The organism is Dietzia sp. PP-33, assembly GCF_033790845.1.
Lineage (GTDB): Bacteria > Actinomycetota > Actinomycetes > Mycobacteriales > Mycobacteriaceae > Dietzia.
This window is the reverse complement of sequence record NZ_JAMYEI010000012.1, coordinates 39,037-59,091: the sequence shown is the minus strand read 5'-3', so window position 1 is coordinate 59,091 and position 20,055 is coordinate 39,037. Positions and strand designations below refer to the sequence as shown.

The following is a 20,055-nucleotide window of genomic DNA, read 5'->3' as shown; positions in this document are numbered from 1 at the left end:
GCTGGCCCTGTTGGCATGGTGTGATGATAGTGCCTGAACTGCGGAGAGCCTCCGAATCCTGATAGCTCGTCTGCCGTGCGGATCTCGGGGGTTAGAAGTATCGTCCCCTCGCGGTGCGGCTCCCCGGTGCCAATCGGCGCTACGGTGCTGGCATCTTCTACCGATTAGGCGCTGGGGTCCGGGGGGTCGAGCTCGCAGGATCTACAACTCGGCATCGTCAGCTTGTCATAAGGTCTGGTTATCGGTCCATGCTCGTGGCCAACATCGAAGCCGGGATCGCAGGGCGGCCAATCCGGGGAAGCGGTACCGTCGGGGCGGGCGAATCCGGCCATCAATGCAACCGGCACCGATACGCAACCCAGGTGAGCTCCCGCCGCCGGTGACGTTCGAGTCCTCGACGGCGTCAGTGGCGCGATGCGAGAACGTCGTTGTCGAGAAAACCCTTCAATCCGCCGCTGAACACATCGTTGTCGTCGCCGGCGACCATATGACCGGACCCGGTGACGTCGATCAATCTGGCGGTCGGGATGAGCTCAAGCAACTCTTTGGCGCCCTCTTCGCTGACCACGTTTGATTGCGTTCCACGAACGAGCATCGTGGGAACGGTAATCGCGGCTGCGGCGTCTCGGGCGCGTTGGTATCGCACGATCGAGTCGGTCTGGCGGGTGGGTTCGTCGCCCTGGCGCAGAAACGCCGGATCCCAATGCCAATACCAGCGGCCATCGCGCAGCCGGAGGTTTTTGCGCAACCCCTGCGGGTTGGGGGTGCGGACCCGGTTCGGGGTATACGCTGCGATCGCTGCGGCAGCGTCCTCGAGGCTGTCGAAACCATCCAGGCCACTTTGCATGAACGCCATAATCTCCGCGGTGCCGCCCGGTTCGACCTTCGGGGCGATATCGACCAACACCAGACCACGAGCGAGCTCGGGATTCTCTCCTTGCCCGATCAACGACGTCATACCGCCCATCGAGGCGCCGACCAGTACCGGCGGCTGCCCCAACTCGCCGATGACCGAGGTCAGGTCGGAGACCAGAGCATCGATGCCATAGTCCCCGTCCGGTGCCCATTGGCTCTGCCCATGCCCCCGTGCATCCAGGGCGAGTGCGGACCAGCCGTCCGCCGCGAGCCTGCGTCCGGTGTTTCGCCAGGAATGCCGGGTCTGCCCGCCGCCGTGCAGCAACAGCACCACACCTTTACTGCTGACGCCTGAACCGCCGGCAGTCGCCGGTGGATCCCACCGGTCGGCGGCAAGTGTGACACCGTCACCGCGGAATTCAGGGTTTGTGACTACGGGATCCATGGCATTTCCTCACCAAGATTATCGAGTGGAGCATTCTCAGTCATGTTGCCGTGCGGGGTGAACAACAATGCATACCGCACTCGTCATCGGTACCGGGCAGCGCGCCGCGGGCCGGTACCACGGTTCGCCATAGCGTCGGGTGATGTGGGCTTGTACCTGGGTGCATATACCCAGGGCGAATCGGCCGCCACTGACTCGGGCGAGTTCGTGGCCGTGCTGGGCGAGGATCACCCGGACTGCGGGCGAACGCCACGGTGACGGCGGTTCGCAATCCTATGGCCGTCGTGCTCTCCACGGCTACCGCGAGCGGGCCGGAGGGCTCCCAGCGGGCTGAAACCGGCGTCCTCCGCCTGGGTAGAGATTCGGCGGGCTTCATCGAGCCGGACGCCGCTACCTGGGTAGTAGTCGATAGGCATGTCTTTCCATTCCGTCGCCGGCACGTCAGCATTGGCGGCCTCGTAGTCGGGGATCACGAGCCGTTCCTATGTGCACGGGGCGTGTGGTCGGCCGCCAGGAGCCGCTCCGCCATCGAGACGAGGGTGAGTTCCAGATCTGTGCGGCTCAAACCGGAATCAAAAGTGAGCACTGATTGGATGGCGCCGATGCAAGAGTGTACGAGGGTGCGCGCTGTGGCGTCATCCAACTCAGGCCTGAGCTCCAACTGTGTCGCGATCCAGTTTTCGACGTAGCGTCTCTGCAGGCGACGTATTCGGCGTGCGTGTTCATCTTGAAGGAAGTGGCTTTCCTGTCGGTAGAGGAGTACGACGTTGCGCGAGTCGAGGCAGAAGTCAATCTGGGTCTTAATGAGTTGTCGGAGTGTAGTCACACTGTCCGTGTGCTCATCGACGATTCGATCCGACCTCTCTAAAAGGTCGATCATTGGATTTTCGACGATCGCCAGAAGAACCGCATGCTTGCTCTCAAAATGTCGGTAGATCCCGGATCCGACAATACCCGAGGCTTGTCCGATATCCGCCAAGCTCACCGTGTGATATCCGCGCTCGGCGAACAGTTCCGCTGCGGCGGACACGATCTTCTCGGCCCGTTCAGGATCGCGAACCCGGCTCGGAACGCCTCCCAGCTCTTGACCAGATTTCACGTCTCGTCCCCCAATATTGTGTTGCGCAGCGGGCGCTCGGTTCGCGCGTGCGGCCGTTGAACCAGCTGGCTAGACGGCCGCACGCGGTGTTGCTCAGTCCGTGTACAGGCCTGAGTACTGGCTCCTCAATTTGTACTTCAAAATCTTTCCACCCACGGTTTGAGGAAGCGAATCGACAAACACGATCGACTTCGGCGTCTCGAAACCCGCAAGCTTCTCCCGAGCAAACGTGATCAGGTCATCCTCTGTGATATCGGCGCCCGGCCGGCGTAGGACTAGGGCGGTCACGGCTTCGCCCCACCTCTCGTGGGGCAGGCCGACCACGGCAGCGCGTTCGATTCCGGGGTGGCTCTGAAGGATCGATTCCACCCTGATGGTCGACACATTCTCACCGCCGGACTTCACGATGTCCTTGTAGCGGTCGACCATGATCCGCTGGCCGAACTCGCCAATCGCGCAGCTGTCCCCGGAGCGGAACCAGCCGTCAGCAAAGGCCTCTTCGGTCGCAGCCTCGTCCCGGTAGTAGCCGGAGCACACGGTCGGGGAGCGGTAGACGGCCTCTCCGGGACCCTCCTCTGACATGGTGATGAGATCCCCGAACGGGCTGACGATCGTCGATGCCAGTAGTGGCGTGGGAGTGCCCACATAGTTGATCGCCGGAGCAGTCGATTCGTAGAGATCAGTCCACTCATCCGGCCAGAAGGTGTGGCAGGCGATCGCCTCGGTCTGCCCGAAGATCGCGACGGACTGGAATCCGTCAGCCGCGCGCCCCTTGAGCTTCGCCAGAACCTGCGGATGCAACGCAGCCCATCCGTATACGGCAACAGTAAGACTGGAGATGTCGAGATCCTCGCGGGCATCCAGGACCAAGCTGATCTCATTGAGCATCGCGGGTGACCCGGACCACAGGGACGTGGCGCCGTTCTCCGCTATCGCCTCCGCGATCGACTCTGGACGAGGCGAGCGCCCGAGAACCACCGTGCCCCCGCACAGGAGGGCTGCAGTGTTGAAGGGTTGATCTCCGATGTGGTAAAGCAGTGGCAGAAAAGCGCACAGCACCAGGTCCGAAGGCCGTTTGAGCCCCCTGGTGTGGATGTTCGAGAAGTTGAGAGCGGCGAAGTAAGAGCTCGAGTGGGAGATCATCACCGCCTTGGGAGAGGAGGTGGTGCCGGAGGTGAAAAGGATCTGCCAGATGTCGTCGCCATGGATTTCCACGTCCGGGTCGGAGGTCGGCATGTCGGCGATGAACTCCGTCAAAGTGGTCGAGCCCTGGGGGACGTCGCCACCGATCGGGATCGTGACCAGCGGCGCCAGGTCGCGCTTGGATAACTCCGCCTCAACCCCCGGCCAGGAGGCGGCGTCCACGACTATTGCCTTGGGCTCCACCAAGTCGACGAGCTGGCCGACCACGTCCGGAGCCATCATGGTGTTGACCGGTGCACTCACAAGGCCGGCGCGCGCGATCCCGAGTTTAATGAGCCACCCTTCGACCGAGTTCTCGCACAACATCATGACGATGTCGCCGCGAGTGAGACCCTGAGACAGGAGCCCGTTGGCGATGCGGTTGGTGGCCTGGTAGGCCTGCTGGTAGGTCAGCTCGGCGAAGTCATCCGACGCGTAGGCTCCGGGCCGGCCGATGATCGCCGTCTTGTCCGGCGAGCGCCAGGTGATGCGTTCCAGGATGTCGCCGATGGCGACCCGGTTCCACAGGCCGGTCTCCCTGCGGTTGTACAGATCCGTCACGTTGATGGGCATGGTTGTCTCCCGACTGCTCAGTAGGACCGCGGTAGGCGAAGGCTGTGTTGTGCGACGTAGTTGAGGATCATCTCCCTGCTCACCGGTGCTATTCGCAACAGGCGGGCGAGGGCCCAGTAGGGGAACAGGCCGTACTCCACGCTGAGGCCGTTCCCGCCGTGCGTCTGGATCGCTGTGTCGGCGGCCTTGAGGGCGGCGTCGGCCGCCGCGAATTTCGCGATGTTCGAGGCTTCGCCGGCGGGCAGGTTGTTCTGGTAGAGCCATGCGGCTCGGGAAGTGGCCATCGCTGCTAGTTCGACGCCGATGCTCGCCTCGGCCAGCGGATGGGACACAGCTTGGTGGCTGCCGATGGGGGTGCCCCACACTTCCCGGGTCCGGGCGTACTCCGCGCCCCGCTCCACGACGAACCGGCCGATGCCCACGCAGAGCGCCGCACCTGTAATGCGCTCCGGATTGAGCCCGTCGAAGACCTGCTTGAAGCCCTTGTCCACCTCGCCCAGCAGGGCGCTCGCTGGGAGCCGCATGTCCTGGAAAAACAGCGTGAACTGCTTCTCGGGCATGACCGCCGCGACAGGCAGCTCCTGCTTGATCAGCCCCGGGGTGTCCGTGGGGACGATGAACAGCGACAGGCGTCCGCGGCCGGACTCGGGGTCGACTCCGGTACGAGTGACCACGACGAGGGCGTCAGCCTCGTCGACACCGGAGATGTAGTACTTGGTGCCGTTGAGAATCCAGTCGTCTCCGTCCCGGGTGGCCGTGGTCGACATCTTGTGGGTGTTGGACCCGGCATCAGGCTCGGTGATGGCAAAGACGACCTTGGACTCACCCGAGCACATCTTCGGAATCCACGTCTCCTGCTGCTCGGGGCTGCCGTACTTTGAGATGAGTTCGCCGGAGATCGCGCTCGAGACCAGCAGAAGCAGGAGCGGGCATCCCCGCGCGGCGGTCTCCTCGACCACCAGCGCGAGCTCGGTCATCCCCGCGCCACCGCCGCCGTGTTCCTCGGGAAGGTTGATGCCGATGAAGCCGGACTCGCCGAGAGCGCGCCACAACTCGTCCGTATTCCCGCCGTTATTGGACTGTTCGGCGAAGTAGGCCGGGCCGAAGCGGTCGGTGATGGCCGCGACCGACTGCCGGATCGCGCGGTGGTCCTCTGATTCGAGAATCTGCATGGTCTTTGCCTTTCGTGGGGAGTGAGGTGCCGAGATTGCGGCGGGTCAGGCGTCGGGGGCGAGCTCTGCCGGGACGTCGACCATGCGGGCGCGGATGAACTCGCCCAGGCCTTTGGCCTGCGCGTCGAGCCGGGTGGTCGATGCGACACCGTCACCGAGGAGTCCGACGACGACGAAGTTGAGCGATCGGATGGAGGGCAACTCGTACCGGCGGATCGGGAGATGCGCGGCCTCTGGCAGCAGCTGCCGGAAGCGCTCCACCGTGATCGAGTCCCGCAGCCACGACCACTCGGCGTCAGACTGCACCCACAGCCCGACGTTGGCGTTGCCGCCCTTGTCGCCGGAACGCGCTGACGCGATCCGCCCGAGGGGCAGCGTCACCATCTGCCCACCGGAAGAGGGGAAGGCCTCGTCGTCATCTTTCACCGTCTCCTGGGTGAGCGGTTCGCGCGGGGGATTGGCAACCTCAGGGGGATGGGGGATCAACTGACGGCGACCGTCGCCGTGTACCACGGCGTGCTCCACCAGTTCCTTGGGAACAATCGCCGGCCAGTACACGCCGTACTCGCTCGCCGACGACGGGGGGGTGGTGGTGTGGAAGCCCGCGTACCCGGCGAGGAACAATTCCATCACCGCGTTGGAGAACGCCCGGTCGACCTTGGCGCGGTCGCGGTCTTTGACGGTGACGCGCAGATGGGCGGTGGAATCGGCGGGACCGGTCGGGTCTGGCCTGTCGTAGCGCAGCAGTTGAACGTCGACCTCGTCGAACCGGTCCTTGCCGCCGAGGATCTCGAACAGTTGATCCTCGGCCCAGCGCGCCTTCTCCTCGATGTCCAGGCCGGTGAGGACCAGGGTCATGGTGTTGCGGTAGCCGCCGACGTAGTTCATGGCCACCTTGAGGGTGGGAGGCGGCGGGGTGCCCCGGACACCGGTGACCCGCACCCGGGACGGGCCTTCCTGTGTGATGGATGCGGTGTCGAAGCGCGAGACCACGTCCGGGTTCAGGTATCGGGGATCATCGATCTCGTACAGCACCTGTGCGATGACCGTGCCCACGGACACCAGGCCGCCGGTGTCGTCGTGCTTGGTGACCACAAAGCTCCCGTCGGAGGCCATCTCCACGATCGGGAACCCCGGGTAACGGCGGTCGGTGACCTCGGCGAGCTGCGAATAGTTGCCGCCGGTCGCCTGAGGGCCGCACTCGATGATGTGACCAGCCAGCACCGCCCCGGCCAACTCGTCAAAGTCGGTTCGGTCCCACCCGTGCCACCAGGCGCTCGCGCCCACGACGAGCGAGGCGTCCGTGACCCGCGGACAAATGACGATGTCCGCGCCTGCGCCGAGGGCCTCCACGATCCCCCACGCACCCAGGTAGGCGTTGGCTGACACAGGAGTGACCCCGGCATCGGTGAAGGGGATCTCCTTGTCCAGGTGGCGGAAGTCGTGCCCCTCGGCCAGCAGGTCGTCGAAGCGGGGCATGAGATCGTCACCCTCGATGTGGGCTACTGAGACGTCCAGTTCCAGCTCGGTGGCGAGCTCGCGGACCGCGTTGGCAAGACCCGAGGGATTGAGACCGCCGGCGTTGACGACGACTTTGATCCCCCTGTTCACACACTCCGTCAGGTTCTCGCGGAGCTGGGTGAGGAACGTCTTGGCATAGCCGGCGGAGGGGTCTTTTTTCCGCGCCTTCCAGAGGATCAACATGGTCAGCTCGGCCAGGTAGTCGCCGGTGATCACATCGACGGGCCCGCCCTCGACCATCTCGCGGAATGCCGCGGCCCGATCTCCGTAGAATCCCGACGCGTTGCCGATGCGTATAGCTCGTGCGGTCATGACTGGTGTCCTCTCGCGGCCGTAGTGTCGGTCGGTTCGTTCAAGGGGGGCCGCCCGGTGCCGGGGGTGCCCGCGTAGGTCTGGGCGATGGTCATCCAGTTCCGGGCGACGTCGCCGGTGATCTCAAGGTCGGTGTCCGCGAGGTTCCGGCGCTGGGTTACCGCCAGCGCGAAGTCCTCGGCGTGCCCGCGAACGGAGTCGGTGGAGTCCTCCGGACCCCACACCCACTGCTCGCCGGAGGGGCCGGCCAGCTCGACCCGCGGGAGTGTTGACGGGATTTCGCGGTGGTGGAGCTGGTGCACGAAGCCGAAAGTGGCCACGCCTAGATGTGCGACGCTGCGTAACTCAGGGCCGGTCGGTTGCACGGTCCCGAGGGTGTCGTGGACGTCACGGCCGTGAGCCCACGTCTCCATGAGCCTGGCGGTGACCGTGGAGGTCACGCTCATGTCGGGGCCGAACCACGGTAGTCGCGCACTGGGGTCGGATCTGCGGGCGACCGAGGCGAACTCCTCGCGGGCACTCCGGAACCACATCAGGACCTCGTCACCCGGCATCGAGGCGTACTGATGGGCGATGCGGTCCGGAAAGTCCATCCCCCCGGCCATGAGAATTCTGGCTTCGATGCGGAAGCGGGCTGGAAGAAGGATCGACATGGTGGCCAGTTCGTCGAAGTAGGCCAGGTGCGTGAGCTGGTCCCGAACCGACCATCGCTCGGCTGGCGTCGCCAGATCCCAGCAACTCTCGCCCGTCTCCGCTCCCGCTTCCTCGAGCGCGGCGCACAACCCCGCGGTCTGCGCGTCGAGCTGGGCGAGAAGGTCGCTCATGTCGGCGGCCATCTACCGCCCCTTCCACTCGGGACGGCGCTTCTCGGTGAAGGCGAGCATGCCCTCTTGGGCGTCCTCGCTCATGTACACCGGCTCCCAGATCTCCTCGGCGCGGTCGAACGCCTCCGAGAGCGGGTACTCGGTACCGAGCTTCGTGGTGGCCTTACCTGCAGCCACCGAGAGCGGCGCGTTGCGGGCGATCCGCTCCGCAAACGTCTGGGTGGCCTCGCGTAGTTCCCCGGGCTCGACGACCTTGTTGACGAACCCGATCTCGTGGGCCCTCTCGGCGGTGAGCGGATCCCCGGTGAGGACGATCTCCATCGCGATCCGCGTCGGGATCATCCGCGACAGGGGCGCGGCCCACGGGCTCCCGCGGCCGATCTTGACCTCGGAGATCGCGAAGCGCGCATTGGTCGATGCCACGCAGAGATCCAGAGTCTGGGCCAGGAGGAAGCCTCCCCCATAGGCGGCTCCGTTGACACACGCGATGGTGGGCTTGTCTACGGTGATGTTCCTGCCGAGTTGCGGGACGTAGTCCACCGGCGGGACGGTGATCGCGGCGCCGGACATCTCCTTGAGATCACCGCCGGCGCAGAACGCCTCGTCACCCTCGCCGGTGAGGACGAGAACCTTCGCTTCGTCGTCCTCATTGAAGCGGCGCAAGCCGCTGAACAGTCCCTCCCGGACCGCCTTGCTCAGACTGTTCCGGGCGTCGGGACGCGCGATGGTCAGCCACGCGACGTTGTTGACCAGCTCGTATCTGACGACGTCGTTCACTCTTGGTCTCCTCCACTGATCACCACGAGCGTCTCGCCCGTGTCCACCTGCGCGCCCAGAGCCACGGGCAGCCGTGACACCGTCCCGGCGGCGGGCGATTTGATCGAATGCTCCATCTTCATGGCTTCGAGCACGATCACGGTCTGACCCTCAGACACCTCATCGCCCTCGGACACCTCCACGCGGACCACGGTCCCCGGCATCGGCGCCAGCAACGATCCGGCCTCGACCGACGCGGACGGGTCCGGGAACGGGTCGACCCGGTCGAAGGTCGAATTGCCGAGCGAGGAACTGACGTGGACAGAATCGCCCGCGTCGATGATGCGGAATCGGCGGCGCACACCGTCGATGACCGCGTCGATGCCCTCGGGGGTCGTGTCGAAGGCCCGGACGGTGACATCCTCGCCGTCGAGACTCATCACGACACCGGAACGGGTGACCGCGTACTGGACGCAGACTTCACGGTCGCCGTCGAGATAGCGAACCTCTTGCCGTCCGCTGCGGACGTTGCGGAAACCGGCTCGAAGGGTGGGTAGTACGACCGCGCTTTCACGGTTCCGCGCGACAGTGGCGAGCGCTGCAGCGCAGGCGTGAGCCGTGGTCGGATCCGCCCCCGCGTCCCCGGCCTCCAGTTCGATGACCGGGTGGCGGTCAAGGAAGGCCGTGTCCGTGAGACCAGCCCTGAAGTCCGACGTGTCCAGGATGCCCACGAGTAGGTCACGGTTGGTGGTCACGCCGAACAGGGTCGATCTGTGCAGAGCGCGGATCAGTCGATCGGCGGCCTCGTCGCGGTCGCGGCCAAAGGCGATGACCTTCGCGAGCATCGGGTCGTAGAAGGTGCTCACGGTGGAACCACTGCTGAATCCGGTGTCCACACGGACCCCGGGCCCCTCCGGGATCTCGAATGAGTGGAGCCGACCCGAGACGGGGACGAACCCGGCCGCAGCGTCCTCCGCGTACAGGCGGACCTCGATGGCGTGGCCGGCGAAGTTCGGCCGGAGAACCTCGTCGGGGAGGGGCTCGCCGGAGGCGACCAGCAGCTGTGCCCGGACCAGGTCGGTGCCGGTGACCAGCTCAGTGACCGGGTGCTCGACCTGGAGACGGGTATTGACCTCCAGGAAGTAGAACCCGCCGTCTTGCGCCATGACGAACTCGACCGTGCCGGCGCCCACGTAGTCGATCGCGCGGCCGGCGGCGATGGCAGCCCGGCCGAGCTCGTCTCGGAGCTTCGGAGAGACGGCCGTAGACGGGGACTCCTCGACGATCTTCTGGTAGCGGCGCTGAATGGAGCATTCGCGTTCGCCGAGGTGGACCACGTTGCCGTGGGTGTCACCGAAGATCTGTACCTCGATGTGCCGGGGGGACTCGATGAACTTCTCGAGGAACACCGTGCCGTTGCCGAACGCGGACTCGGCCTCGCGTCGTGCGCTCCGGACCGCCTCGACGAGCTCGTCGAGGGTGTGGACAATGCGCATTCCCCGGCCGCCACCGCCGAAGGCCGCCTTGACGAGCACCGGGAGACCGATCTCCTCGGCGGCGGACAGGAGTCGCTCAGGCGAGCTGTCCTCGTCGCTGCCGACGACGGTGCCCGGGAGGATGGGCACGCCCGCGCCCTCCATGATCCGCTTCGCCTCGATCTTCGAACCCATGGCGGCGATCGATTCGGGAGAGGGGCCCACAAAGGTGATGCCGGCGTCAGCGCACGCCCGAGCGAAGTCCTCGTTCTCAGAGAGGAACCCATAGCCGGGGTGCACAGCGTCCGCCCCGGTCGCCTTGGCGGCCTCGATGATGAGATCCGCCCGCAGGTAGGTCTCCGCCGGGGTGTTACCGGGTAGGGGAACCGACTCGTCGGCCAGGTTGACGAAGGGCATCGCCTCGTCCGCATCGGAGTAGACCGCCACCGTGGAGATTCCCATCTCGTGGGCGGTACGGAAGATACGGGCAGCGATCTCGCCACGGTTGGCGACGAGCAGCTTTCTGATCCTGGACATCGATCTCACATCCTGAAGACGCCGAAGCCGCGACGGCCTTCGACCTTGTTTGAGTGGGCGGCAGACAGTGCGATGGCGAGGATCTCGCGGGTGTCGCGAGGGTCGATGACGCCGTCGTCATAGATGCGAGCGGAAACGAAGAAGGGATGGGACTCGGCGTCGATCTGCTTCTCGATCTCGGCGGTGCGGATGACGTCGGCTTCCTCATCGAAGTGTCGACCCGCCGAGGCCGCGGACTCGCGGCCGACGATTGACATGACGCCCGCCAGTTGGGCGGCGCCCATAACGGCCAGACGTGCGTTCGCCCAGGTGAACATGAAGCGCGGGCCGTACGCTCGGCCTGACATGCCGTAGTTACCGGCGCCGAACGAACCGCCCATGTTGATGGTGAAGTGCGGCACCGTGCTGTTGGTGACCGCGTTGATCATCTTGGCGCCGTCCTTGATGATCCCGCCCTGTTCATAGCTGGTGCCGACCATGTAGCCGGTGGTGTTCTGCAGGAAGATCAGGGGAGTGTCCGTCTGGTTACACAGGAGGATGAACTCCGTGGCTTTCTGGGCCTCCTCGCTGAACAGCACGCCGCGAGCGTTAGTGAGGATGCCGACGGGATATCCGGCGATCGATGCCCATCCGGTGACCAGGGAGGTGCCGTACCGGGGCTTGTACTCCTCGAACCGCGAGCCGTCGGCGATTCGGGCGATCACCTCCCGTGGATCAAACGGAACTCGCGGGTCACCGGAGGCAACGCCCAGGAGTTCCTCCGGGTCGAACAACGGGGGCTCCGGATCGGCCGCGGGCTTCGGGCCGAGCTTGCTCCAGTTGAGGGTGGAGACGATCTGGCGTCCGAGGCGGATCGCGTCGATCTCGTCGATGGCGAAGTAGTCGCCGACGCCGGAGATCCGGGTGTGCATGTCGGCGCCACCGAGATCTTCACTGCTCGCGACCTCGCCCGTGGCCATCTTGACCAACGGGGGACCACCGAGGAAGACCTTTGCCTGCTGGTCGACAAGCACGGAGTAGTCACACATGCCAGGTACGTACGCGCCGCCGGCAGTGGCGTTGCCAAAAACGAGGGCGACCGTCGGGATGCCCATCGACGACATCTCAGTGAGGTCATGGAAAATCTCGCCTGCGTGCACGAAGAGCTCGGACTGGGTGGGCAGGTCCGCGCCACCACTCTCTACCAGGTAGAGAACAGGAAGCCGGTTGAGCTTGGCGATCTCCAGGGCGCGGAGGTTCTTGCGCAGCGTCAGCGGGTTCATAGTTCCACCCCGGACGGTCGGGTCGTGGGCGATGATCATGCACTCCACGCCCTCGACCACGCCGACACCGGTGACGATCGCGGCGCCCACGGTGAACTGGGTACCCCACGCCGCCAAGGTCGATAGCTCAAGGAAATGCGAATCCGGGTCGAGCAGCTTCTCTATCCGCTCGCGTGCCAGGAGTCGACCGCGGTCGCGGTGGCGCTGAATGTACTTCTCACCCCCGCCGGCGATCGCGATGGCGGATTCCCGCTCGAGCGCGCTCACCGCGGCCGACTGGACCTCCAGATTGGCGGCGAACTCCTCTGAACCCGGGTCCACCGAGGTCTTCAGTACAGGCATTGTCTAGCTACCCTTCGTTACAGATGCAGTCGAGGCCGCTGCAGGCAATTGATAGGCGGTGGTCACTCGAAGTGGTTCAGGTGGGCGTCGCGGACGAGGTTCTTTCGGATCTTCCCCGTGGACGTACGGGGAAGGTCCTCCACGACGATCACGTCCTTCGGGATCTTGTACGGGTCCAAGTGGTCCCTGACGCGCGATTGGATCGTCTCCGCGTCCAGTTCCTGTCCCTGGCGGGGCACCACGAACGCTGTGATCGCCTCGGACCAGCGCTTATGGGGTAGGCCGACCACTGCCACTTCGGCGATCCCGGGCTCCGCGGCGAGGAGGGCCTTCTCCACCTCGAGTGAGGCGACGTTCTCGCCTCCGGTCTTGATGACGTCCTTCCGCCTGTCCGTGAACCACAGGATTCCGTCGTCATCGAAGTATCCGTTGTCGCCGGAGTGAAACCATCCGTGGAGGAAGGCCTCTCGCGTAGCTTCTTCGTCCCCGTGGTAATCGGTCATCACCTGGGGGCTCCGATAGACGATCTCCCCTTCCTCTCCGGCAGGGAGGAGCCCGCCATCGAGATCCATGATCCCGACGCGCGTGGTGACGACTGGCGTCCCGACCGATCCGTGATGCGAGAGCTGGTGCTCGGGATGGAAGATGGTGGTAGCTGGCGACATCTCTGTCTGTCCGAACAGGAGGTAGAAGTCGCAGTCGAACACCTCCAAGCATCGCTCGAGCAGATTCCTGGGCATCGGCGCCATCGCGTACAGGGCTCGGCGGAGGCTGGAGAGATCCCTGTCGTCGATCGACGGGTGATCGAGCATCACGCCGTACATCATCGGCAATCCGAAGATCTGCGTGATGCGCTCGGCCTCGATGAGGTCGAGAAGGGCACCGGCGTCGAAGCCCGGACGGATGTGAATCGCTGCTCCGAGAAGCAATGCGGTGGTGCAGTGGCAGTTCAGCTGGGCTGTGTGCGACATGGGGAGCATCGCGGCGAAGCGGTCGTCCGAACGGAATCGGCCCTCGATGGCCATCGCCATGGATTCCATGTAGACGGCGAGATGGTGGCCGCTGACTCCCTTGGGCGCCGAGGTGGTGCCACTGGTGTAGAGGAGGGTGAGAGTGTCGCGGTCCTCCACCAAACATTCGGGCTCCGTCGAATCCTGCTGGTCGATGAGAGATGCGAAAGCGCGGGGCTCGATGTCACCGTAGGCCTGCGATGGTAACCCGATCACAATGACGTCGGTCATGTGACTCTGACAAGGAAGCGCTGGCGCGACGAGAGCTTCCGACTCCTCGTGAACGATGATCGCCCGGGCGCCGGAGTCTCGGAGGACGTGAGCGACCTCCGGTGCAGTCCAACCGAGGTTGATGGGGACGCAGATCAGACCGGTCTTGGCGCAGGCGAAGTAAGTCTGGAGGAACTCGATGCTGTTCTTGGATGCCAGGGCCACGGAGTCACCCCTGCTGAGCCCGAGCCCCAGCAGCGAGTTCGCGAGGATATTGACCGCGTGGTTGAAATCTGTGTAAGTGAGACGACGGTGTTCGTCGGCGACGGCTAGTGCGTTCGGGAAGCGGTCCGCGCTCCGGGTGAGCATGTCACCGACGTTCACCCGGTGAATGAGGTTGTTCTCGAGTGCGGTGATTGTCATTACTCGTCCTTACTTATTGGGTACGCGAAATGGCGAAATGGCAGAGTCACGCGGTGCGCTGAATCGAGTTCCTGTTGAAGACGTAAAGGAAACTCGGATGCCAACTGCATATTGAGGCGTCGCACCTAGTTGAACGGTAGTGAACGAGCCATGACTAACTGTACGTTAGACATGATGCGAGTCACACGCAAGCCTCTCGGCGGGCGCGGAAGAACGGGGCCGACCTCGCACCCGCCCGGACGCGGTGATCGCAGACAAGGCGTACTCGGCCGGCACGATCCGCCGCCAGCTCCGCATCAGGAGCATCGCGGCCGTCATCCCAGAGGGAGCGACACGATCGCCGCACGAGTACGGGGCTGCCGCGGTGGCCGGACCCCGACGCTCGCCAGCTGACCTCAACAAAGGGCGAACCGTCGCCGAGCGGCCCTTCGCCCCAGCCGAGCAATGGCGAGGTCTGGCAACTCGTTACGGCAAGCTCGCGATCACCTACCGCGCCGCCACCCTGCTCAACCCTGGACTGGGTACGCCTAATGGGAGGCACACCCAAGGTGCTGTGCCGAGGCCCGCACCTGCTTGGGTAGGTACGAGTGCCGGAGGGCGACAAATCTAACCCGTAAAGATTCACTAGTGTGAATGCCTGTGCACTATTCCAAACTCTGGGCTGCACCTTTCCTTGGCGATCGGCGGCCAAGGCCTCGAGCGTGGTGGGCGGGATGCTCGCCGGCGCTGACAGCATTGACGATCTAGGAGACTGCTGAACAAGCTGCGATCCTGGCACGCCGGTGTGCGTGAGGGCCGGTTGGCCGTTGCGCGAGGTGCGGGGTTGGAGATTTCTGGGTTCGGCGAGAGGGGCGAGAGGTTCGTGGCGCCCACCGCGGGTTGTTCGAGCCTGTGCTGGGGCGGGAATGCCTGGCCCCGGCCCGCTGGTCAGGCCAGGGCCCAGGTTCCGTTCTGGCTCGTCAGTCCCATCGCGAGTAGCCGGCGCAGATTCAGGGCGGCAACGCGGTGGTGGAGCCAGTTGTTGTTCTTCTCGACCCCGCGGTACGGCACGCGGCGGGCACCTCGGGTCAGCCAGGCGATCGAGCGTTCCACCATCGGTCGGTGCTGGCGGTAGACGGTCTGGAAGTCCTCATCGCCGGAGCGCTGGCGGTGCTGGCGTTGCAGCAGGTGGTGCTCGCCGAGCACGACTTTGCGCCCCGTGGCTGAGGTGGTGCATCGCTGACGCAGCGGGCAGCCACGACACGCCGCCCCGAAGGTGGCATTGCCCTTGGCAGACAGGCCACAGGTGATGTTGCCGGGGCAGGTCAGGGTGCCCGCCACGGCGTCGAAGGTGAAGTCATCCAGGGTGAACCCGCCCTCGACCGCGGGCCGCAGCGGCCACGGCTTGACCAGGGGCAGCCACTGCTTGCCCGCCAGGGTGTGCAGCATGTCGCCGCTGGCATAGGCGGAATCGCCGAGCACTTCGACCGGCTCGCCTGCGCCGATGGTGGGATCGGCAGTGACCAGTGCCGCACCGACAGCGGCATCGGAGTTGGTCGGCCCGTTGGGCTTGGTCAGGGAGCACATGGTGGTCAGGCCGGTGTCGGGCTCGACCACGATATGGTGTCCGCGTACATATGGGCCTTGAACCCGTCCTGGCGGCGCTGCCGAGTCTTGTGGGCGTGCCGGGCATCGGGGTCCACGGTGGAGATCACCCGATCCGGCGCGGTGCGGCGGGCGATGCGCCACCGACCGTCAGTGCCGTCTGAGTCCTCGGCCGGCTCGACGTCCTGGCCGGCCACCAGCGCCAACAGGGCGACCGCTTTGGCCGGCTTGCCGCCGGCGGCGGTGATCGCCTGAACATCGAGTGCCGCCAACAGCGCCAACGCGTCTGCGACCAGGGCGGAGACCAACTCATCCCGAGCGGCCTGGTCATCCCAGGCAATGCGCGGCTTACCGGCCTCGGAGTAGTCCTGCCCGCACGTCGCCGCCAGCCGGGTGCACTCGGTGACGATCAGGTCCTTCGCCCCGGGCACCTCGCGGCCGACCCGGCGGATCTGGGCGATGAGCTGGGTGATCGTGTCCTGGCGGGCCACCGCATCATCCAGGACCGTTGAATCCAGCGCGCGGCGGGTCTTGGTCTTGACCGCACCGGTCTCGGCGATGACCTGGCGCACCACCTCGAAGATCCGCTGCGGTCGGTCACTGGCCGCCAGGCGGCGTCGCCAATAGGTCAACGTCGACGAGTTGAAACCCTTACCTGAGTTCCACAACTTTTAGTGACCCGCGTTGATGGCGTCGATGAGGCTGCGGGCGTCCTCGTTGATTGTCGGCTCGACGACCATTTCGTGATCGCCTATGGCGACCACGATCGTGCGCAGGGGTTCGAGGGTGCCGACGATCTTCTTGATCGATACGCCGGTGATGTTCTGCAGGTAGCGGGCGACCGCCAGGCGGCGAACACCACGGTCAGGTGCGCTTCGATGGAATCCCTGGTCCGGTGGAAAATCGGTCTGGCCTTGAGGTCGGACTTGGCCATCCTGAAGGACTGCTCGACCTTCCACAGGTCGTGGTAGGACGCCACCACGGCGTGGCCATCCATGATCTCCGGGGCAATGTTGGTGACGTATCCCTTGTATCCGGCCGCTTGGCGGGCCCGTTCGATCGATGCCTCGTCCAAGGTGACGTTCTGCCCGGTGACCTTGACGAACCGCTGCTTCTTCAAGGGCTCGGCCCGGTCGGCCACCCGCTGGGCACGGTCGATCTGGGCGTTGAGCGTGCGGCGATCCCGCTGGGCACGCTCCCACTTGTAATGCCAGACCACTCGGCGGTCGCGCCTGTCGCGGCCTTGCCCCATCGGGCGAGTCAGCTCCACGGTCTCGCCGTCGTCGATGGCGTTGCCGCGGCGACCGAAATGCTCCTCGAGCTCCTTCGGCGCTTTGGAGGTGCGGGAGCCGACGATGAACGACAGACCTGTGTCTTCGAGGGCGTTGAGGTTGGCCGCCGAGAGCATCCCCGCATCAGCCACGACGACCATGTCCGTGATTGCGTGCCGCTCTTGGAAGGCGGTGATCACCGGGATCAAGGTCTTGGTCTCTGCTTTGTTGCCCTCGAAAACATGCACGTCCAGCGGGAATCCGTCACGGGCTACCAACAGTCCGACAGTGATCTGCGGATCCACTCGGCGTTCCTTGCTCATGCCGACTTTGCGTAGGCCGTCTTCTTTCTCGGCCTCGAAGTACAACGTGGTCAGGTCATACAAGATCAGGGCGACGCCGGGGCCGCCGGCGGCCGTGACGTGGCGCCAGCAAGCGGTAGCGATGAGGGTGCGGTAGTCGCGGGCAACCACCCGACCCAGACAGTTATAGAGCGTGTTGACGTGCGGAGGATCCAAGCCCAGTCGCCTGAGCACCCGTACCGAATCGAGTTTGCTCGTCGGATCGACCAGACGGGCCAGTACCAGGTCGCGGAACACCGAGTCGGCCACCACGTCAAAGCCGAGCCGCTCGTAACTGCCCACCAGGCCCTGCCACAGGATTCGTGACGACGACCGTTTGGCCACGGCTGCCGAGCTGGCGGGCAGATCGATCACCGCAGATGCCCGGTCCACTAGTCCGAGCTCGAGTTCGTGCTGGTCAGCATTGATTCGTTGCTTGGCGATCTCGATCAATGCCGCGAGCTCGCCGGGCGTGTGGGCGGAGCCAATATGCGCAACCATCTGGCGCCGGCCACGGACCTTCTCCCAGATCTGCACGCCGATGGCCCCGGAGGCGGTCTTGGACTGCCCCACGTACAGACCCACCACCTCCAACTTCCGCTCAATTAGTGACCCACGCGCGGCAGGTTCAATCCCGTGACCTGCAGCGATCCTAACGAAGCAGTCGGGAACGACGTCAACTTGTGGAACTCAGGTCCGACTACGAGACCACCTCGTCAGCGCCCGCGCCGCCCGACTCGGCACACTGCATGAACTCAGCAAAACCGCCCCAGCCGCCATCATCGCCGACGTCCTGGGCTATCACCCATCGACCATTGAGCGCCACGCCGTTGACGCGGCAGGTACGTACGCCGAATACATCGCCGCCGTACGCGAGCACGGCCAGAGGTGATTCTCCGGGAATTACCGAGCAATCGGTAACAGAGGAAATAGGTAACAGGAAACAATTCCCGTTACCGGCGTGGAGAGTGCCACAGAGTAATTCGCCGCTCGAGAAACCGCGATCAGATCGCCTACTCCCGACTTACGAACACCCGCTCCTACCAGCAACATTATGGCTGGTATGAGCGGTTTTCGGAGCACAGACGGGGTCGAGTAGATCCCACGCAGTCCGTGGCGTGGCCTGGTCCAGAGCCTGGTGCGGGCGGCGGTGGTTGTAGTGCTCGCGGAACCTGGTGATCCGCTCGCGCAACTGCTCCAGCGTGCCTGGACGGTTCGCATTGAGAAACCGGGTCATCGTCTGGTGTGAGCGTTCATTCTTGCCCTGCGTGGTGGGCCTTCCCGGCAGGCCCGTGATGGGCATGGTGCCTCTCGAGGCGAGGAACACCTCCACGTTGCCGATCCTGCCACCGCGTAGCTGGTTGAACGCAGACGAGTTGTCTGACAGCAACTCCTGAGGAGCGCCGTGCCGCTCAATCGCGTCCTCGAGTACACGTTTAGCGTCGATGCTGTTCTCGTGCCGGCTATGGGCCCACGATCCGACGTCGTAGCGGGTCGCGTCACCCGAGCACCTGATAGACGGTCGCAGTTGTGCCGTCAGCGAGGCGATACTCGAACGCGTCCAGCTGCCACAGCGCCATCGCTGTGGCGCGGACGAACGGGATGTAAGACGACTTCGGTCGCTTCTTCGGGGCCGGGTCGACTTGCCCGACTGCGGACAGCAACCGGCCGATGGTCGCCACCGACGGAATGAAGTCCCCGGGGAAGGCGTCTTGCATCGCGGCCTCGTAGTGGATCGAGCGTGGGCCGTAATCCCATCCATCCTTCTTGAGCCGCTTGCGGATCCCGACGATCTCGTTGACCACGTCTGGGCCGTACCGCCGAGCCGGTGACCGTGGCGCTCGAGAGCGAGGATGCAACGCCGCCGTCGACTCCTGGGCCGCGCGGGTGCGCACCTTGTAGAACACGCTGCGCGAGATCTTCAAGGACCGGCAGAACTCGGTCACGGACAAGGCGTGCGGTTGGGTCGGGTCGTAGTTGATGATCGAGGCCCGCGTGCGGGGCGACAGTGAATTGGACATGACCGCCACACTCGCCCAGCCCACGCCGATTCCTGTGCACGATGTGGTGAGACAGCGTGTCCACGATGTCATGAGATCGTGTGTCCTCGAAGTGATGAGACAGGACACACGAAGTCGTGAGATCGGCTGTCACCGAAGAGTCGAGATCCGGTGTCCACGATGTTGCGAGATAACACACCAACTCGCCGGACCCGCGGTACCGACAAGCCCTATCTGCCAGTCGTCCCCGATCGAGGAAATGTCCACTCCCCCGGTCGTCACGGTGGACGCTGTGCCGACGAGCGCGTGGGACACGAGCACGTGGTCGATGAGCTCACCGCGGCCCCGGTAGACGCGGGAGAACCTCTCGTCCTTCGAGATGAGCGGTGCCAGGTTCCACAGCCGGTGCGCGTCGCCTTTATCAGGCCGTTCGACGCCGGCGGTGCCGATCTCGGACCCTCCCGGGCCGAGCAGGATCTGGGTCGTCGCCGCTTGCGGCTCGTCGTTGAGGTCGCCGGCGACGACGACGGACCGGTCCTGTCCCTGTCCCTCGAGAAGCGCATCGGCTGCTGCCCGCACTGAGGCTGCTTCGGCGGCGCGCCGGTTGAGCGCATAGACGGCGTAGCGCGCCCGCTCCCCCTCCTCGCGCGGGGAGAACCGGCCGCCCGGGTACGTCAGCAGCTTGGACTTCAGATGGGTCGAGAGACGATGTCGAGCGACCGGCCCCCGCGCCGGAAGCGAGCGCGCAGAGCCGGCCGGCCCATCCGCTCGATCGTGTTCCCGTCGTCATCGACCTGCACCGGCGCGAGATCGACGGGGTCAAGCCCCTGGAAGTGGTGTAACTGAATGGTGATCCTTCGT

General features: G+C 64.9%; 12 protein-coding genes and 4 pseudogenes. All 16 read right to left on the bottom strand.

Annotated features, from left to right (window positions below):
- Nucleotides 1-403: 403 nt before the first annotated feature.
- Nucleotides 404-1,300, bottom strand: coding sequence for an alpha/beta fold hydrolase (locus NJE57_RS17655; RefSeq protein WP_119192848.1), 897 nt, complete (start codon nucleotides 1,298-1,300; stop codon nucleotides 404-406).
- A gap of 36 nt (nucleotides 1,301-1,336) precedes the next feature.
- A pseudogene (locus NJE57_RS20040) lies at nucleotides 1,337-1,543 on the bottom strand (LLM class flavin-dependent oxidoreductase); the annotation flags it as partial.
- Nucleotides 1,544-1,769: 226 nt separating this feature from the next.
- A complete protein-coding gene (locus NJE57_RS17650; protein ID WP_181694352.1) occupies nucleotides 1,770-2,399 on the bottom strand; it encodes a TetR/AcrR family transcriptional regulator in 630 nt (209 codons plus the stop codon).
- 93 nt (nucleotides 2,400-2,492) lie between these two features.
- On the bottom strand, nucleotides 2,493-4,154 hold the full coding sequence (locus tag NJE57_RS17645) for an AMP-binding protein (RefSeq protein WP_119192845.1): 1,662 nt from the start codon (nucleotides 4,152-4,154) through the stop codon (nucleotides 2,493-2,495).
- A 17-nt stretch (nucleotides 4,155-4,171) separates the two neighbouring features.
- Nucleotides 4,172-5,326 (bottom strand): acyl-CoA dehydrogenase family protein, encoded by a 1,155-nt coding sequence (locus NJE57_RS17640; RefSeq protein WP_119192844.1) that lies wholly within the window; start codon nucleotides 5,324-5,326, stop codon nucleotides 4,172-4,174.
- 45 nt (nucleotides 5,327-5,371) lie between these two features.
- The gene (locus NJE57_RS17635; RefSeq protein WP_319029807.1) at nucleotides 5,372-7,159 is read right to left on the bottom strand and encodes an acyclic terpene utilization AtuA family protein; all 1,788 of its coding nucleotides are present in this window, start codon (nucleotides 7,157-7,159) and stop codon (nucleotides 5,372-5,374) included.
- A complete protein-coding gene (locus NJE57_RS17630) occupies nucleotides 7,156-7,995 on the bottom strand; it encodes a TIGR03084 family metal-binding protein (RefSeq protein ID WP_319029806.1) in 840 nt (279 codons plus the stop codon). Before NJE57_RS17630 ends, NJE57_RS17635 begins: the two co-directional genes overlap by 4 nt.
- Nucleotides 7,996-8,760, bottom strand: coding sequence for an enoyl-CoA hydratase/isomerase family protein (locus tag NJE57_RS17625; protein ID WP_119192841.1), 765 nt, complete (start codon nucleotides 8,758-8,760; stop codon nucleotides 7,996-7,998).
- Nucleotides 8,757-10,751 (bottom strand): biotin carboxylase N-terminal domain-containing protein, encoded by a 1,995-nt coding sequence (locus tag NJE57_RS17620; protein WP_319029805.1) that lies wholly within the window; start codon nucleotides 10,749-10,751, stop codon nucleotides 8,757-8,759. The genes NJE57_RS17625 and NJE57_RS17620 overlap by 4 nt, the downstream gene beginning before the upstream one ends.
- Before the next feature lie 5 nt (nucleotides 10,752-10,756).
- Entirely contained in the window at nucleotides 10,757-12,355 is a 1,599-nt protein-coding gene (locus NJE57_RS17615) for an acyl-CoA carboxylase subunit beta (protein ID WP_119192839.1), read from the bottom strand.
- A 62-nt stretch (nucleotides 12,356-12,417) separates the two neighbouring features.
- Nucleotides 12,418-13,998, bottom strand: coding sequence for an AMP-binding protein (locus NJE57_RS17610; protein ID WP_119192838.1), 1,581 nt, complete (start codon nucleotides 13,996-13,998; stop codon nucleotides 12,418-12,420).
- A 927-nt stretch (nucleotides 13,999-14,925) separates the two neighbouring features.
- Nucleotides 14,926-16,229, bottom strand: a pseudogene (locus NJE57_RS17600) (transposase); the annotation flags it as partial.
- 24 nt (nucleotides 16,230-16,253) lie between these two features.
- A pseudogene (locus tag NJE57_RS17595) lies at nucleotides 16,254-17,731 on the bottom strand (IS1634 family transposase).
- A gap of 163 nt (nucleotides 17,732-17,894) precedes the next feature.
- Nucleotides 17,895-18,074 (bottom strand): hypothetical protein, encoded by a 180-nt coding sequence (locus tag NJE57_RS17590; protein WP_319029803.1) that lies wholly within the window; start codon nucleotides 18,072-18,074, stop codon nucleotides 17,895-17,897.
- A gap of 210 nt (nucleotides 18,075-18,284) precedes the next feature.
- Nucleotides 18,285-19,215 (bottom strand): annotated as a pseudogene (locus NJE57_RS17585) (integrase core domain-containing protein); the annotation flags it as partial.
- Between the two features lie 129 nt (nucleotides 19,216-19,344).
- A complete protein-coding gene (locus NJE57_RS17580) occupies nucleotides 19,345-19,872 on the bottom strand; it encodes an endonuclease/exonuclease/phosphatase family protein (protein ID WP_413464433.1) in 528 nt (175 codons plus the stop codon).
- Nucleotides 19,873-20,055: the final 183 nt, after the last annotated feature.

Bases quoted from the DNA above. Each gene is read 5' to 3' on its own strand.
- NJE57_RS17630 (WP_319029806.1), bottom strand. From the start codon at position 7,995: ATGGCCGCCGACATGAGCGACCTTCTCGCCCAGCTCGACGCGCAGACC.
- NJE57_RS17655 (WP_119192848.1), bottom strand. From the start codon at position 1,300: ATGGATCCCGTAGTCACAAACCCTGAATTCCGCGGTGACGGTGTCACA.
- NJE57_RS17610 (WP_119192838.1), bottom strand. From the start codon at position 13,998: ATGACAATCACCGCACTCGAGAACAACCTCATTCACCGGGTGAACGTC.
- NJE57_RS17645 (WP_119192845.1), bottom strand. From the start codon at position 4,154: ATGCCCATCAACGTGACGGATCTGTACAACCGCAGGGAGACCGGCCTG.
- NJE57_RS17635 (WP_319029807.1), bottom strand. From the start codon at position 7,159: ATGACCGCACGAGCTATACGCATCGGCAACGCGTCGGGATTCTACGGA.
- NJE57_RS17640 (WP_119192844.1), bottom strand. From the start codon at position 5,326: ATGCAGATTCTCGAATCAGAGGACCACCGCGCGATCCGGCAGTCGGTC.
- NJE57_RS17615 (WP_119192839.1), bottom strand. From the start codon at position 12,355: ATGCCTGTACTGAAGACCTCGGTGGACCCGGGTTCAGAGGAGTTCGCC.
- NJE57_RS17620 (WP_319029805.1), bottom strand. From the start codon at position 10,751: ATGTCCAGGATCAGAAAGCTGCTCGTCGCCAACCGTGGCGAGATCGCT.